General features: G+C 72.4%; 11 protein-coding genes. 6 read left to right on the plus strand and 5 right to left on the minus strand.

What is annotated here, in order from left to right; translation table 11 throughout:
* Nucleotides 1-2 precede the first annotated feature (2 nt).
* Nucleotides 3-2,477: a DNA gyrase/topoisomerase IV subunit A gene (locus ACPOLA_RS05845; protein WP_435769462.1), complete on the minus strand. Its 2,475-nt coding sequence runs from the start codon at nt 2,475-2,477 to the stop codon at nt 3-5.
* A gap of 87 nt (nt 2,478-2,564) precedes the next feature.
* Between ACPOLA_RS05845 and ACPOLA_RS05850 the strand changes: the two genes are divergently transcribed.
* The 3 genes from ACPOLA_RS05850 to ACPOLA_RS05860 all read left to right on the plus strand — a co-directional run bounded on the left by ACPOLA_RS05850 (nt 2,565) and on the right by ACPOLA_RS05860 (nt 7,085).
* Nucleotides 2,565-5,288 (plus strand): bifunctional acetate--CoA ligase family protein/GNAT family N-acetyltransferase, encoded by a 2,724-nt coding sequence (locus tag ACPOLA_RS05850; RefSeq protein WP_435769463.1) that lies wholly within the window; start codon nt 2,565-2,567, stop codon nt 5,286-5,288.
* A 63-nt stretch (nt 5,289-5,351) separates the two neighbouring features.
* A complete protein-coding gene (locus ACPOLA_RS05855; RefSeq protein WP_435769464.1) occupies nt 5,352-5,945 on the plus strand; it encodes a DUF5998 family protein in 594 nt (197 codons plus the stop codon).
* A 3-nt stretch (nt 5,946-5,948) separates the two neighbouring features.
* A complete protein-coding gene (locus ACPOLA_RS05860; RefSeq protein ID WP_435769465.1) occupies nt 5,949-7,085 on the plus strand; it encodes an alkaline phosphatase family protein in 1,137 nt (378 codons plus the stop codon).
* Nucleotides 7,086-7,101: 16 nt separating this feature from the next.
* Here the strand turns inward: ACPOLA_RS05860 and ACPOLA_RS05865 are convergent, their stop codons facing one another.
* Entirely contained in the window at nt 7,102-7,806 is a 705-nt protein-coding gene (locus ACPOLA_RS05865) for a thymidine kinase (protein ID WP_435769466.1), read from the minus strand.
* A 136-nt stretch (nt 7,807-7,942) separates the two neighbouring features.
* Here ACPOLA_RS05865 and ACPOLA_RS05870 point away from each other — a divergent pair, with 136 nt between their 5' ends.
* Together ACPOLA_RS05870 and ACPOLA_RS05875 are read left to right on the plus strand one after the other, a co-directional pair.
* Entirely contained in the window at nt 7,943-9,301 is a 1,359-nt protein-coding gene (locus ACPOLA_RS05870) for a lysozyme family protein (RefSeq protein ID WP_435769467.1), read from the plus strand.
* Nucleotides 9,302-9,317: 16 nt separating this feature from the next.
* Entirely contained in the window at nt 9,318-10,490 is a 1,173-nt protein-coding gene (locus ACPOLA_RS05875) for a hydroxymethylglutaryl-CoA reductase (RefSeq protein WP_435769468.1), read from the plus strand.
* A gap of 13 nt (nt 10,491-10,503) precedes the next feature.
* On the opposite strand, the gene ACPOLA_RS05880 is transcribed toward ACPOLA_RS05875, so the two are convergent.
* The 3 genes from ACPOLA_RS05880 to ACPOLA_RS05890 form a co-directional block, all read right to left on the minus strand.
* On the minus strand, nt 10,504-11,676 hold the full coding sequence (locus tag ACPOLA_RS05880) for a PQQ-dependent sugar dehydrogenase (RefSeq protein ID WP_435769469.1): 1,173 nt from the start codon (nt 11,674-11,676) through the stop codon (nt 10,504-10,506).
* A gap of 76 nt (nt 11,677-11,752) precedes the next feature.
* Nucleotides 11,753-12,625, minus strand: a complete 873-nt coding sequence (gene panB, locus ACPOLA_RS05885) for a 3-methyl-2-oxobutanoate hydroxymethyltransferase (protein ID WP_435769470.1) — start codon at nt 12,623-12,625, stop codon at nt 11,753-11,755.
* Nucleotides 12,626-12,696: 71 nt separating this feature from the next.
* The gene (locus ACPOLA_RS05890) at nt 12,697-13,218 is read right to left on the minus strand and encodes a VOC family protein (protein WP_435769471.1); all 522 of its coding nucleotides are present in this window, start codon (nt 13,216-13,218) and stop codon (nt 12,697-12,699) included.
* 69 nt (nt 13,219-13,287) lie between these two features.
* Here ACPOLA_RS05890 and ACPOLA_RS05895 point away from each other — a divergent pair, with 69 nt between their 5' ends.
* Complete coding sequence (locus ACPOLA_RS05895; protein WP_435769472.1) at nt 13,288-15,381, plus strand: NAD(+) synthase; 2,094 nt, start codon at nt 13,288-13,290, stop codon at nt 15,379-15,381.
* Nucleotides 15,382-15,410: the final 29 nt, after the last annotated feature.

Here is a 15,410-nt window from a genome sequence, read left to right on the forward strand (position 1 = left end):
CCTCACCCTGACACATCGGAGGTCAGCGCTGCGGCGAGCGGACCCGCGGCCGCGGCGATCGGCTGGCTGCCGGGGACACCGGATCCGTCGCGGCGGCCGGTGGCGTCGGGGAGATCCACCGGCGCGCCGCTCGGCGCTGCGGCGCGAGCAGGGGCGGGGCCGGCCCACGCGAACACCAGGGTGTCCTCGCCCTTGAGGAAGCGGTGGCAGCGCACCCCGCCGGTGGCCCGGCCCTTGGCGGGGTACTCGGCGAAGTCGGTCACCTTGACGGAGCCGGCCTCGGTGCCGGGCAGCGCGCTCGACGCACCGGACGACGTGACGAGGACCGACGGAACGGCGAGGTCGAGGACACCGAACCAGACGACCCGCTCTCCGGGCGCGACGCGCACGCCGGCGATGCCGCCGCCGGAGCGGCCCTGCGGTCGGACCCCCTCCGCGGAGTAGTGGAGCAGCTGGGCGTCGGAGGTGACGAAGCAGAGCTCCTCCCGGCCCGTGCGGAGCTCGACCGCACCGACGACCTCGTCGCCGTCGTTGAGCCGGATCACCTCCCACTCGTCCTTGCCGATCACCTCGGGGTTGACCCGCTTCACCACCCCCTGGCGGGTGCCGAGGGCGAGGCCCGGACCGTCGGTCGGCAGCGTGGAGAGCGCGAGCGCCCGCTCACCGGCCGCCAGGCTGAGCACCTCGGTCAGCGGCAGGCCGCCCTGGAGGTTCGGCTCGTTGGCCGAGGGAGGGATGGCCGGGAGGTCGAGGACGTTGAGCCGCAGCACCCGCCCGGCCGAGGTCAGCACGCCGATGTCGGCCCGGGCCGTGGTGCGCACCGCGGACACCACCACGTCGTGGTTGGCGCGGCCGCCACCGGTCCCGATCTCCTCGGCGTTGGTGGTGCGGGCCAGGAGCCCGGAGGAGGAGAGGAGTGCGAAGCACGGGTCGTCGGGCACCTCGATCGGAGCCGCGGCGGCGGCGACCGCGGTGGTGCCCGCGGACTCCAGCAGCACGGTGCGCCGCGGGGTGCCGTAGGTCTTGGCGACGTCGGCGAGCTCGCCGGAGACGACCTTCCGCAGCAGTCCCTCGTCGGCGAGGATGGCGTCCAGCTCCTCGATCTCTCGCCGGAGCGTCTCCTGCTCCTTCTCCAGCTCGATCCGCGAGAAGCGGGTCAGCCGGCGCAGCTGCATCTCCAGGATGTACTCCGCCTGCGTGGTGGACAGGTCGAAGACGCTGATCAGCCGCTCCTTCGCGGTCGCGGAGTCGTCGCTGGTGCGGATCACCTGGATCACCTCGTCGATGTCGAGGAGCGCGATCAGCAGCCCGTCGACGAGGTGGAGGCGGTCGGCCTTCTTCGAGCGGCGGAACTGCGACCGCCGGCGTACGACGTCGTAGCGGTGGCCCAGGAAGACCTCCAGCATCTGCTTGAGGCCGAGGGTCCGGGGCTGCCCGTCGACCAGCGCGACGTTGTTGATGCCGAAGGAGTCCTCCATCGGCGTCAGCTTGTAGAGCTGCTCGAGGATCGCCTCGGGCACGAAGCCGTTCTTCACCTCGATGACGAGCCGCAGCCCGTTGTCGCGGTCGGTAAGGTCCTTGATGTCGGCGATGCCCTGGAGCTTCTTGCCCTGCACCAGCGTCTTGATCCGCTCGACGACCTTCTCGGTCCCGACGCCGTAGGGCAGCTCGGTGACCACGACGCCCTTCCGGCGCCCGATCGTCTCGATCCGCGCGGTCGCGCGCATCTTGAAGGAGCCGCGGCCCGTCTCGTAGGCGTCGCGGATGCCCTCGAGCCCCACGATCTTGCCGCCGCCGGGCAGGTCGGGACCGGGGATGAACCGCATCAGCCCGTCGACGTCGGTCTTCGGGTGGTTGATCAGGTGGCGCAGCGCCTGCACCACCTCGACCAGGTTGTGGGGCGCCATGTTGGTCGCCATGCCGACCGCGATGCCGGTGGTGCCGTTCACGACGAGGTTGGGGATCGCGGACGGCAGGACCGTCGGCTCGTACTCCCGGCTGTCGTAGTTGGGCTTGAAGTCGACGGTGTCCTCGTCGATGGAGTCGGTCATCGCGGTCGCCGGCGGCGCCATCCGGGCCTCGGTGTAGCGCATGGCGGCGGGCGGGTCGTCGGGCGAGCCGAAGTTGCCGTGGCCGTCGATGAAGGGCAGCCGCATGGACCAGGGCTGCGCCATCCGGACCATGGCGTCGTAGATCGCTCCGTCGCCGTGGGGGTGCAGGCGACCCATCACCTCGCCGACGACGCGAGCCGACTTCACGTGGCCGCGGTCGGGGCGCAGGCCCATCTCGTTCATCGTGTAGAGGATCCGACGCTGGACCGGCTTCAGGCCGTCGCGGGCGTCCGGCAGCGCCCGGGAGTAGATGACCGAGTAGGCGTACTCCAGGAACGACGACTGCATCTCGTCACGGATGTCGGTGTCGAGGATGTGCTCCTCGAAGTCCTCCGGGAGGGGGTCCTGCTTGGTGCGGCGTGCCATGCGCCCATTCTCCCCGGCGGCCCCGGCGGATCGGCGCCGACCCGCAGGTGGCGACCGGGATGGGGTGCGGGCGGATAGATTTCTCGTGTGAGCCCCGCCGACCCGACCCCCACGGACGAGATCGAGGCTCCGCCCGCGCACTGGGAGGGCGACGTCCTCCTCCGCGACGGGCGGACAGCGCACATCCGCCCGATCCGTGCCGAGGACGACCAGCTCCTGGTCGAGTTCTACGCCCGGGTCTCCGACGAGTCGAAGTACTACCGCTTCTTCTCGCCGATGCCGACCCTCTCCGAGCGGGACGTCCGGCGGTTCACCCACGTCGACCACCGCGACCGGGTGGCGCTGGTGCTGATCCTCCAGGAGCGGATGATCGCCGTCGGGAGGTACGACGTCGTCGAGGCCCGCGAGGCGGAGGTCGCCTTCCTCGTGGAGGACGAGCACCAGGGTCGCGGCATCGCGCAGCTGCTCCTCGAGCACCTCGCCCAGGCGGCCCGCGAGCGGGGCGTCGAGCGGTTCACGGCGGAGGTGCTGCCGGACAACCACCGGATGATCCAGACCTTCCGGGACGCCGGCTACCGCGTCGCCAGCGGCTACCACGACGGCGTGATCACCCTGGAGTTCCCGATCGACCCCACCGACACCGCGATCGGCGTGATGCGCGACCGCGAGCACGCCGCCGAGGCGGCGTCGATCCAACGGTTCTTCCACCCCAGGTCGGTCGCGATCATCGGCGCCAGCCGGCGGCAGGACACGATCGGCCAGGTGCTGGTGCGCAACCTGGTCACCGGCGACTTCGCCGGCCGGGTCTACGTCGTCAACCCCAGCGCCGGCGCGGTCTCCGGCATGCCGGCCTACAAGAGCGTCAGCGACATCCCCGACGAGGTCGACGTGGCGATCGTCGCGGTCCCGGCCGACGCGGTCACCGACGTGGTGCTCGACTGCGCCAACAAGGGCGTCCACGGGCTGATCGTGATCTCGTCGGGCTTCGCCGAGACCGGCGAGGAGGGCCGCCGGCGCCAGCGGCACCTCGCGGGTCTGTGCCGCTCCTACGGCCTCCGCCTGATCGGTCCCAACTGCCTCGGCATCATCAACACCCAGCCGAGCGTGCAGATCAACGCGTCCCTGTCGTCGGTGATGCCGGCACGCGGCCGGGCCGGGTTCTTCTGCCAGTCCGGTGCGCTGGGGTCGGCGATCCTGGAGAAGGTGAAGAACCGCGGCCTCGGCATCTCGACGTTCGTGAGCGCCGGCAACCGCGCGGACGTCTCGGGCAACGACCTCCTGCAGTACTGGGAGGAGGACGACTCGACCGAGGTCGTGATGATGTACCTGGAGTCGATCGGAAACCCGCGCAAGTTCTCCCGGATCGCGCGCCGGGTCTCCCAGCGCAAGCCGATCGTCGCCGTCCGCTCGGGCCGCACCACCCAGGGTGTGCCGATGGGCCACACGGTCCGACGGATCAGCGCGCCCCCGGCCGCGGTCGACGCGATGTTCCGCCAGGCCGGCGTGATCCAGGTCGACACCCTCGACGACATGTTCGACGTCGCCCAGCTGCTCGCGCACCAGCCGCTGCCCCGCGGGCGCCGGGTGGCGATCGTCGGCAACTCCGACGCCCTCGGGCTGCTCGCCGCCGACGCGGCGTCGGCCGTCGGCCTCGTCGTGAACAAGTCCGTCGCCCTGGGCGCGGACGCGGCGGCCGACGACTTCGAGGACGCGCTCGACGACGCCATCGACGACCCCGACGTCGACTCGGTGATCGCCGTCTACATCCCCCCGCTCGACGTCTCCGGCGACGAGGTCGCCAACGTCCTGGCCGCCGTGGGGGAGCAGAGCGACAAGCCGCTCGTCTCCTCCTTCCTCGGCGCCGAGGGAATCCCGGAGCTGCTCCGGGTGCCCGACGTGGCGGGCTCCTCGGCCGGACGCGGCTCCGTGCCGTCGTACCCCGCGGTGGAGGCGGCAGTCCGCTCGCTCGCGCGCGTGGTCGAGTACGCCGTGTGGCTGCACTCGCCCGACGGCGTGCCGGCCGACCCGGGGGAGGTCGACACCCTCGCGGCGAGGAGCCTGGTCGAGCGGATCCTCGCCGATCCGGACGTGGCCGAGCACGACCGTGAGGTGGATCTCACCCAGGACCAGCTCACCGCGCTGCTGGCCTGCTACGGGATCGAGCTGTGGCCGACGGTCCCGGTCTCCACCCTGGCGGAGGCCCAGGCGGCCGCGGAGCGGCTCGAGGGCGACGTGGTGCTGAAGTCGACGCTGGAGTCGATGCGGGAGCGCCCCGACCAGGCCCACGTCTGGCGCAACATCTCCGGGCCGCTGGACATGGCGGAGGCGTGGGAGACGCTGACCCGCACGATCGACCCGGCCGGCGGCAGGTTCGTGGTGCAGCGCAACGCACCGCCGGGCGTGCCGATCGCCGTCCGGTCGTTCGAGGACCCGCTGTTCGGCCCGGTGGTGTCCTTCGGCATCTCCGGACCGGTGATCGAGCTGCTCGGTGACTGGTCCTACCGGATCCCGCCGCTCGGCGAGCACGACGTGGCCTCGATGGTGCGGGAGGTGAAGAGCTCACCGCTCCTGTTCGGCTACCGCGGCGCCGAGGCCGTGAACGTCGAGGCCATCGAGGACCTGATCACCCGGGTCGCCGAGCTGCAGAACGAGCTCCCGCAGGTGAGCTCGCTGGAGCTCGCCCTGGTCCTCGCCGGCGTCGACGGGGCCCACGTGCTCACCGCGTCGGCGCGGGTGGCGGCGGTGAAGGATCCGCGGCCCGACTCCTACGTCCGCCGGATGCCCGACCTGGTGACCACCATCCCGGATTAGCGCAGCCGCGTCCCGCGCGCACCTCCGCCACGGCGAACGGCTGGAGGGTGAGAGTATGCGGGCATGCCGAACGCACGTGCCCGCGCCGCCGACGACCGGGACCGGATCGCCGAGCTGCACGCCGCGATCGACCGGACGGGCTACTACCCCGAGGTGGTCGCCGACGCGGTCTCCGGCGCATTGGGCGGCGAGCCGGTCGTGTCCTTCTACGTGCACCACGAGCCGACCTTCGAGCGGGACGAGGTCCGGCGGCACCAGACGGTGGTGGTGCTCACGCCGACCCGGCTGATCCTGGCCCACACCGACGAGCACGCGGGCGACGACCTGCTCCCCGAGCCGTACACCTCCACCTCGACGGAGGCGGTCAGCCTCCGCGCGGTCGCCTCGGTCGTGGTCACCCGGATGACGACCAACCCGACCGCCGGCCCGCGGCCCCCGGCGGAGGCCGTGCTGACCATCGGCTGGGGCGCCGTCAGCCGGATGGACCTCGAGCCCGCCGGCTGCAACGACCCGCAGTGCGAGGCCGACCACGGCTACACCGGCACCCTCTCCTCCGACGACTTCTCGCTGCGGGTCTCCGCGGCCGCCGACGGCGCGGACGCCGTGACCGGGCTGCTGTCCTTCGCGGCCTCGCTGTCCGCGCTGACCCGGGGCTGATCGGTGGTCGACCTCGAGCCGTTCTGCGAGCCGGCCTACGGCGTCCGCTCGCTCGGCGACGTCGTCCCCGCGGTCGCGCACGGGCTCGGCAGCCCGCTGGGCCCGGCTCCGGCAGGGCTGACCCTCCCCGACGCGGCGTCCTACGTCGTCTTCCTGATCGACGGTCTCGGCGCCCGGCTGCTGGAGAGGTACGCCGACGCGGCGCCGTACCTGTCGTCGCTGCTGGTCGGGTCCGAGCCCGCCACCGCGGGCGTGCCGTCGACGACGTCCACCTCGCTCACCTCGCTCGGCACCGGGCTCGCCCCGGGCGCGCACGGGCTGGTGGGGTTCACCACCCGGATCCCCGGCACGGAGGAGCTGCTCAACGCGCTGCTGTGGGACGGCGACGTCGACCCCACCCAGTGGCAGCCGCACCAGACGGCGTTCTCCTCCCTGCAGGCGGCCGGGGTGCGGGTGACGGTGGTGAACAAGCGCGAGTTCAACGGCAGCGGGCTCACCGTCGCCGCCCACCGGGGCGCCGACTACGTCGGTGTGGACCGCGTGGGGGAGCGGATCGCCGCGGTGGTCGCCGCCTCGACGCCCGCAACGCGGCAGCCGGCGCTGACCTACGTCTACGACGGCGACCTGGACTGGACGGGCCACCGCTGGGGCGTGGCGTCGAGTCACTGGCTCCAGCAGCTCGCGATGATCGACCACGAGGCCGAGCAGCTGCGCGAGGCGCTGCCCGCCGACCGCCGGCTCGTGGTCGTCGCGGACCACGGGATGGTCGACGTGCCGGAGGGCTCCCGCATCGACGTCGCGGCCCACGACGAGCTCCAGGCGGGCGTCGCTCTGGTCGGTGGTGAGGCGCGCTTCCGGCACCTCTACTGCCGCGGCGGGGCGGTGGCCGACGTGGCGGCGACCTGGGCGGCGGTCCTCGGCGACTGCGCCGACGTGCTGACCCGCAGCGAGGCCATCGGTCGGGGCTGGTTCGGCGCGGTGGACCCGACGGTGCTGCCCCGGATCGGCGACGTCGTGGTCGCGTGTCGGGACGACTTCGCGGTGCTGTCGACCGACGGGTTCCCCTACGAGGCACACCTGATCGGCATGCACGGCTCGTTGACCGCCGAAGAGATCCTGATCCCGGTGCTGCTGGACTGACGCCGCCGGGGGTCGGTCAGTCGAACGGCAGCGGCTCGGGGGAGAGGCTGACCGCGCGCGCCCGCGCGGCGGTGAGGCCACGCCGGTGGTGCTGGCGGCACAGCACCTCGTAGGCGACCTCGGGCACCCACCGGTCGCGGGAGGCCGCGGCACCGGGAGCGTCGGTCCCCTCCTCGGCGTCCGGGTCGACGTCGCCCACCACGATCACCTCGCCCTCGGTGACCATCACGCCGTCCTCGGTGCGCGCGTTGTGGGTCGCCCGCTTGCCGCACCAGCACAGCGCCTCGACCTGGAGGACTTCGGTGCGGTCGGCGAGCTCGACCAGCCGGGCGGAGCCCGGGAACAGCCGGGTCCGGAAGTCGGTGAGGATGCCGAAGCAGAAGACGTCGATCTGCAGCTCGTCGACGACCTTGGCGAGCTGGTCGACCTGCGCGGCGGTGTAGAACTGCGCCTCGTCGCAGATCAGATAGTCGATCCGCGCGCCCCGGGTGAGCGCGTCGACGGTGTAGCGCCAGAAGTCGAACTCGACCGTCACCTCGATCGCGTCGGCGGTGAGGCCGAGCCGGGACGAGACCTTCGCGGCACCCGCCCGGTCGTGCGAGGTGAAGAGCCGGCCGATCCGTCCCCGGGCGGCATGGTTGTGGTTGGTCTGCAGCGCCAGGGTCGACTTGCCGGCGTCCATCGTCCCGGTGCGGAAGGTCAGCTCGGCCACGGGCGGCATCCTCTCACCCGCTCACCGCCCGGCTGCCCGGACCGCCTCCGGAACGGACGGTGTCACCCGGATGACGAAGGGACGACGATTTCGGCACTTTGGGGCAGATCTCGGGATTCCACTCCCGAAATCGCTCGATCGGGCGTTGACTGAGGGCCTGTCGAACGAGAAGCGGGAGGTCGGCATGGGGGTGCCCGACGTTCTCCAGCAGCGCCTGCGGCGCGCGGTCGCGCTCTGTGTGACGATGAGCGCGGGTGCGCTCCTCGTCACCGGGCTGGGCCCCCAGTCAGCCCCGGACGCCGCGGCGCCGGTCATCTCCCAGGTCGAGCAGCGGGTGCCGGTCGGGTACGCCGGCCCGGCCGCCTCTGGCGCGCTGGCCCAGCCGGTGGCGCCGCCGGCCGCGGTGCCGGCGCTGTCGGTACGACGAGCGGCCGTCGCCGGCAGCCACGCCGGCCCGATCACGGCGGCGCCCGCTCCGGCGGTCGCGGCCTACCAGCGCGCCGCCTCGATCATCAACGCCACGGTGGAGTGCGGCCTCGACTGGGTGGTGCTGGCCGCGATCGCCCGCGTCGAGTCCGACCACGGCCGCGGCCTCGAGGGCGGCCACCGGGTCGGCCGCCAGGGCAGGGTGAAGCCGGCCCTCGTCGGCGAGCCGCTCGACGGCAGGCAGGACACCGGTCGGGTCCACGACACCGACGGCGGCGACCTCGACGCCGACGCGCGCTGGGACGCACCGGTCGGTGCGTTCGGGCTGCTGCCCGCGACGTGGGCACAGGTCGCCGTCGACGCGGACGGGGACGACCGCCGCGATCCCCACGACGTCGACGATGCCGCGCTCGGCGCGGCGGTGGTGCTCTGCGCCGGGAAGGGCGACATGTCCCGCACCGCCGCCCTTCGTCGCGCGCTGGCGGAGTACCACCAGGCGCCCGGGTTCGTGGCGGCCGTGCTCGCCCTGGTCGAGCGCTACCAGGGACAGCTCGCGGAGGTCCCCGACCACGCACCGCCTCGCACCGTCGAGCTGCCCGACATGCCCGACGTCTGCGCGTGCGACGGCCGCCGGGCCAAGACCCTCGTCGTGGCGGCGGCGGGCGCGCCGGACGACCGCCGGCTGGTCCCGGTCCGGGCCGCGGCTGGGAACAAGAAGGGGGACAAGAGGCTGCAGCGGCCGCCGGTCGCCCAGCAGCCGAACGGTGAGCAGGAGCCGACCGGCTCGGACTCCCCGCCGACCGGCAAGCCGGCCGGACCGACGCCCGCGCCGGACGGTGCGGGCGGCGAGGGAGGCGAGCCGCCCGTGCCCGGCGGACCTCAGCCCCCGGACGGCAGGCAGGACGAGGACGGGCCGCCCAGCTGCGACCCCGCGACCGGCACGCCGTCCGGCGAGGAGCAGGTCGACGTGCCCGTCGCCGAGGAGCAGCCCGCGACGCCGCTCGAGGAGGACCCGGACCCGACCTGCGAGGAGATCGATCCGGCCGACGAGGTGCTGCCCGCGACGCCACCGGAGTGATGCCACACTCAGGCCCATGACCGACCGGAGGATCCCCCGCGACCGCGAGAACGACTACGGCCACGACGTCATCAAGCGGCGCCAGGAGTTCGTGCGCGAGCACACCGCCAGCCCGCTGGAGCACGTCGGCAGCTACTCCCTCGACCCCGGCACGCTGCCCGGCAACATCGAGTCCTTCATCGGCGTCGCGCAGGTCCCCATCGGGCTCGCGGGCCCGCTGCTGGTCAACGGCGAGCACGCGCAGGGCGAGTTCTTCGTGCCGCTGGCCACGACCGAGGGCACCCTGGTGGCGTCGTACAACCGCGGGATGAAGCTGTGTCGCGAGGCGGGCGGCATCACCACCACGGTCGTCGACGACAAGATGCAGCGCGCGCCGGTGTTCACCTTCCCGAGCGCGCGGGAGGCGCGCGACTTCAGCGCCTGGCTGGACGAGCACCTCCCCGAGATCGCGGCCGCCGCGGAGGCCACCACGACGTCGGGCAGGCTGATCGGGATCCAGAAGTTCCCGGTGTCCAAGCTGCTCTACACCCGGTTCAACTACACCACCGGTGACGCTGCCGGTCAGAACATGACCGGCAAGGCGACCTTCGCTGCGTGCTCGTGGATCAAGCAGAACTATCCGGGCGAGCTGCACTTCCTGCTCGAGGGCCAGTTCGCGACGGACAAGAAGACCTCGGTCGTCAACATGCTGCACACCCGCGGCAAGCGGGTCGTCGCCGAGATCACGCTGCCCGCCGCGCTGGTGGAGGAGCAGATGCACGTCAGCACCGACAAGCTCTTCAGCGCCCGGATGAAGGGCCAGCTCGGTGCCTTCATGTCGGTGACCAACAACAACGGCAACCACTCCGCCAACGGCATCACCGCGCTGTTCATCGCCACCGGCCAGGACGTCGCCAACGTCGCGGAGAGCTCCGCCCTCTACGGCTTCTCCGAGCTGCTGCCCAACGGCGACTTCTACGCCTCGGTGACCCTGCCGTCGCTGATCGTCGCGACGTACGGCGGCGGCACCGGGCTCGCGACGCAGCGGGAGTGCCTGGAGCTGCTGGGGTGCTACGGCTCGGGCGGGGTCGGGCGGCTGGCCGAGATCATCGCGGCGACCGTCCTCGCGGGCGAGCTGTCACTGGGCTCGGCCGTCGTGGCCGAGGAGTGGGTGCAGGCCCACGACGACCTCGGCCGCAACCGGCCCTGAGCCGCCGGACGCCTCAGGACCGCGGACGCACCCGGAGCACGCGGTCGTTGCCGCCGCCGTTGTCGGTGGTGACGAGCAGCGACCCCGCCGCGGTGGTGGTCACGTCGCGGAGCCGCCCGTAGCGACGCAGCTCCGCGGGGGCGTCGGTCCACACCAGCCGGTTGTCCCAGTTCAGCTTCACGAACATCAGCCGCTGCTCCTTCAGCACCGCGACGGCGAGGCTGTCGCGGTACTGCCCCCACGCGGTCCCCTTGACGAAGTCGGCACCCGACGGCGCGATCGTCGGGTTGCCCGAGCGCCAGCGGGCGCCGTACTGCTTGCCGGGAAGGCCGTGGTCGGTCATCGGGCGGCTCTCGTTGTAGCCGGGCACCGGGTGCCAGCCGAAGTTCCGGCCGCTCACCACGATGTTGATCTCGTCGTCGCGGTAGGAGCCGTGCTCCACCGACCACACGGTGCCGTCGCGGCGCTGCGCGAGGCCCTGGATGTTCCGGTGGCCGTAGGTCACGATGTAGCGCCGCGCGCCCTTCCGGTCGTACCAGCGGTTGTACGACGCCGGCCTGCCCGTGAAGCGGTTGATCCGCAGCACCTTGCCGCCGAAGGACCCCAGGCTCTGCGGCTTGCGGCCCGCGGAGGCGTCGCCGGTGCCGATCATCAGCGAGCCGTTGGCGGCGATCAGCAGCCGGCAGCCGCCGTGCCGACCGGTCGAGCTGGTAGGGAGCCCCGCGAGCAGCACCTCGTCCAGCACCGCCCGGGTGAGGCCCGGGTCGATCCGCCACGCGACCACCCGGATGTCGCTGGAGCCGTCGGCCTTGCGCCAGCCCGAGCAGGTGTAGATCCGCCGGTTCTGGCGGAACCCCGGGTCGACCTCGAGACCGAGCAGCCCGGTCTCGCCCACCGACCAGATCCGGCTGCTGGGGAACTCGAGGTTGCGCTTGCTGCCCGTGCGGACGTCGATGAGGGTCAGCTCGCGACGGTTCCGCTGGGTGACCAGGAGGTGGTTGCTCGGGAGCTGCTGGACCTCCCACGGGTGGTCGAGGCCCGTGGCGATGACGTCGACCCGGAAGCCGGTCACCGGGGCCGACGAGGCAGCGACGGGAGCGGCCGCCGTCCCGCCGGGCGGGGCGATCGCGAGCAGGGCGGCGAGGAGGACGACGACGGCGGTGAGTACGGCGACGCGCGGGCGCATGCGCGCGCGGTACCCACCGCGGGCCGTCTCAACGGTGCGGTGCATCGGCATCCGTCTCCGTCCGGTCACGGATGGGTCAGAAGGTGTGCTCCGCCGACGGGAAGCTGCCGTCCTTGACCTCGGCGTCGTAGGCGCGCGCCGCGTCGAGCAGCACCGACCGGAGGTCGGCGTACTGCTTGACGAAGCGGGGGAGCCGGCCGGTGCGGAGACCGAAGGCGTCCTGCCACACCAGCACCTGACCGTCGCACCGGTTGCCCGCGCCGATGCCGATCGTGGGGATCTCGAGCTTGGCGGTCACGTCGGCGGCCACGTCGCCCGGCACCATCTCCATCACCACCGCGAAGGCGCCCGCCTCCTGGACCGCCTCGGCGTCGCGCAGCACCCGGTCGGCCGTGGCGCCGCGGCCCTGCACGCGGTAGCCGCCGAGCGCGTGCTCGGACTGCGGCGTGAAGCCGATGTGCGCCATCACCGGGATCCCCCCGCGGGTCATCCGCTCGATCTGGGGCGCCATCTCGACGCCGCCCTCGAGCTTCACGCAGTGGGCGCCGCCCTCCTTCATGAAGCGGGCCGCGGTCAGGTAGCCCTGCTCGGGCGAGGCCTGGTAGGACCCGAACGGCAGGTCGCCGACGACGAGCGCCCGCGACACCGAGCGGCTGACCGCCCGCGTCATCGGGATCAGCTCGTCGACCGTGATGGGCAGCGACGTGGTGTTGCCGAGCACGTTGTTCGACGCGCTGTCGCCGACGAGCAGCACCTCGATCCCGGCCTCGTCGAAGACCTGCGCGGTCAGCTGGTCATAGCTGGTGAGCATCGAGAAGCGCTCGCCGCGCTCCTTCATCTGGCGCAGGTGGTGGGTGCGGATCCGCTTGGGCGGGGCCGGCGCCGGGTCGGCCGGCGGACCGGCGGGGCCTCCGCCGTAGGGAGCGGTCTCCTCGGGGGCGTTGCTCATCGTCGAGCTCCGTTCTTCTCATCTCGCGGCTCCCTGGTGGAGTCCACGGATCGTCAGGAACAACGACGAGGCTAGTCCCGGGCACCGCCCGGCCGCGCTGTGTGTTGGGTCACGGCCGCGACCGCGGCCTCCAGCTCGGCGACCACGATCCGGCGCATGCCGAGCATCGCCTCGGCCGCCGCCTGCGCCCGCAGCGGGTCCGGGTCGGACACCAGCTCGTAGAGCCGTTCGGGGACGATCTGCCAGGACAGCCCGAACCGGTCCTTGAGCCACCCGCACACCGACTCCTCCCCGCCATCGACGAGCGAGTCCCAGTAGTAGTCGACCTCCGACTGGTCGCGGCAGGTGACCGACAGCGAGATCGCCTCCGTGAACGGGAAGGCCGGACCGCCGTTGATCCCGCGGAAGCTCATCCCGTCGAGGGTGAACTCACCGGCCATCACGGCTCCCGGATCGCCGGGGCCGGCCTCGGTGTAGCGGCTCAGGTGGCCGATCGAGGAGTTCGGGAAGATGCCGGTGTAGAAGTGCGCGGCCTCCTCCAGGTTGTCGTCGAACCACAGGCAAGGCTGGATCCGACAGGTCTGGATGCTCATGGAGGAGTCGACCGGCCGCCGCTGCCGGACTCATCGGCGGCTGACCCGCGCCTCCCTACACTCGGCCCCGTGGACTTCTACTCCGCCTACGCCCATGGGTTCGCCCGCGTCGCCGCGGTGACGCTGCCGGTCACCGTCGCCGACCCGGCCGCCAACGCAGCCGCGACGCTCGAGCAGGCGAGGGCCTGCCACGACGAGGGGGTCGCCGTGGCGATCTTCCCGGAGCTCGGGCTCACCGGCTACTCGGTCGACGACCTGTTCCTGCAGGACACGCTGCTGGAGGCGGTCCAGGCGGCCGTCGCCGAGATCGTCGCGGCCTCGACCGACCTGCGGCCCGTGCTCGTGGTGGGGGCGCCGCTGCCCCGGGGCAACCGGGTGCTCAACTGCGCCGTCGTGATCCACGGTGGCCGGATCCTCGGCGTCGCGCCGAAGTCCTACCTGCCGACCTACCGTGAGTTCTACGAGCGCCGTTGGTTCGCCCCGGGCGACGAGCTGTGGGGCGAGCAGATCACGGTCGCCGGGGCCACCGTGCCGCTCGGCCCGGACCTCATCTTCACCGCGACCGACGTGCCGGGCCTGCACCTGCACGTCGAGATCTGCGAGGACATGTGGGTGCCGATCCCGCCGAGCGCGGAGGCGTCCCTCGCCGGAGCCACGGTGCTGGCCAACCTGTCGGGCAGCCCGATCACGGTGGCCCGCGCGGAGGACCGCCACCTGCTGGCCCGGAGCGCCAGCGCCCGCTGCAGCGCCGCCTACCTGTACGCCGCGGCCGGGCAGGGCGAGTCGACGACCGACCTGTCCTGGGACGGGCAGACCATGGTCTACGAGTGCGGCGAGCTGCTCGGCGAGAGCGAGCGGTTCCCCGAGGGGCCGCGGCGCACGGTCGTCGACGTCGACCTCGACCGGATCCGGCAGGAGCGGCTGCGGCAGGGGACCGTCGACGACAACCGGCGCTCGTTCGCCGGCCGGACCGGTCGGGAGGGGCGCACCGGATGGTCGAGCCCCGACTTCCGGTGGATCGGCTTCCAGCTGGACCCGCCCACCGGCGACATCGGCCTGCGGCGCAAGGTGGACCGCTACCCGTTCGTGCCCGACGACCCGGCGCGGCTGGCACTGGACTGCTACGAGGCGTACAACATCCAGGTCTCCGGGCTCGAGCAGCGGCTCAACGCGATCGGGCAGCCCAAGGTGATCATCGGGGTCAGCGGCGGCCTCGACTCGACCCACGCCCTCATCGTCGCCGCGAAGGCGATGGACCGGCTCGGCCGCCCGCGCAGCGACATCCACGCGTTCACGATGCCGGGGTTCGCGACGGGGGAGCGCACCAAGTCCTACGCGACGCGGCTCTCGCAGGCCCTGGGGTGCACCTTCGAGGAGCTGGACATCACCGACACGGCCCGCACCATGCTGGAGGGCCTCGGGCATCCCTTCGCGAAGGGCGAGCCGGTCTACGACGTCACCTTCGAGAACGTGCAGGCCGGGCTGCGCACCGACTACCTCTTCCGGATCGCCAACCACCGCGGCGGCATCGTGCTCGGCACCGGGGACCTCTCGGAGCTCGCCCTCGGCTGGTGCACCTACGGCGTCGGCGACCAGATGTCGCACTACAACGTCAACGCCGGCGTGCCGAAGACCCTCATCCAGCACCTCATCCGCTGGGTCATCGACAGCGAGCAGCTCCGCGGCGGCTCCCCCGAGGGCGCGACCGAAGAGTCCTACGCCGTGCTCCGCGAGATCCTCGAGCAGGAGATCACGCCGGAGCTGATCCCCGCGGAGTCGGACGAGAAGCCGCAGGCCACCGAGGAGTCGGTCGGCCCGTACGCGCTGCAGGACTTCACCCTCTACCACGTGATCCGGCGCGGCTTCCGGCCCAGCAAGATCGCTTTCCTGTCCTGGCACGCCTGGCGCGACGAGGCCGTCGGCGACTGGCCGCCGGGCTTCCCTGAGGAGAGCCGCAACGCCTACGACCTGGCGACGATCCGGGCGTGGCTGGAGGTCTTCATCCGGCGGTTCTTCGCCAACCAGTTCAAGCGGTCCGCGCTGCCGAACGGGCCCAAGGTCAGCCCTGGCGGGACGATGTCGCCGCGCGGTGACTGGCGGATGCCGTCCGACGCCAGCGCGGCGGCGTGGCTGGCGGAGCTGGAGCGGGTGCCCCGGGGCTGAGGGCCACACGGTGGCGGTACCCCTAGGCT

The sequence above is a fragment of the Nocardioides proteolyticus genome, from assembly GCF_051280635.3.
In the GTDB taxonomy this organism is placed as follows: Bacteria; Actinomycetota; Actinomycetes; order Propionibacteriales; family Nocardioidaceae; genus Nocardioides.

Excerpts from the sequence above, each read along its gene's own strand:
- ACPOLA_RS05845 (WP_435769462.1), bottom strand. The coding sequence starts at position 2,477 with ATGGCACGCCGCACCAAGCAGGACCCCCTCCCGGAGGACTTCGAGGAG.
- ACPOLA_RS05855 (WP_435769464.1), top strand. The coding sequence starts at position 5,352 with ATGCCGAACGCACGTGCCCGCGCCGCCGACGACCGGGACCGGATCGCC.
- ACPOLA_RS05865 (WP_435769466.1), bottom strand. The coding sequence starts at position 7,806 with ATGCCGCCCGTGGCCGAGCTGACCTTCCGCACCGGGACGATGGACGCC.
- ACPOLA_RS05875 (WP_435769468.1), top strand. The coding sequence starts at position 9,318 with ATGACCGACCGGAGGATCCCCCGCGACCGCGAGAACGACTACGGCCAC.
- ACPOLA_RS05880 (WP_435769469.1), bottom strand. The coding sequence starts at position 11,676 with ATGCGCCCGCGCGTCGCCGTACTCACCGCCGTCGTCGTCCTCCTCGCC.
- panB (WP_435769470.1), bottom strand. The coding sequence starts at position 12,625 with ATGAGCAACGCCCCCGAGGAGACCGCTCCCTACGGCGGAGGCCCCGCC.
- ACPOLA_RS05890 (WP_435769471.1), bottom strand. The coding sequence starts at position 13,218 with ATGAGCATCCAGACCTGTCGGATCCAGCCTTGCCTGTGGTTCGACGAC.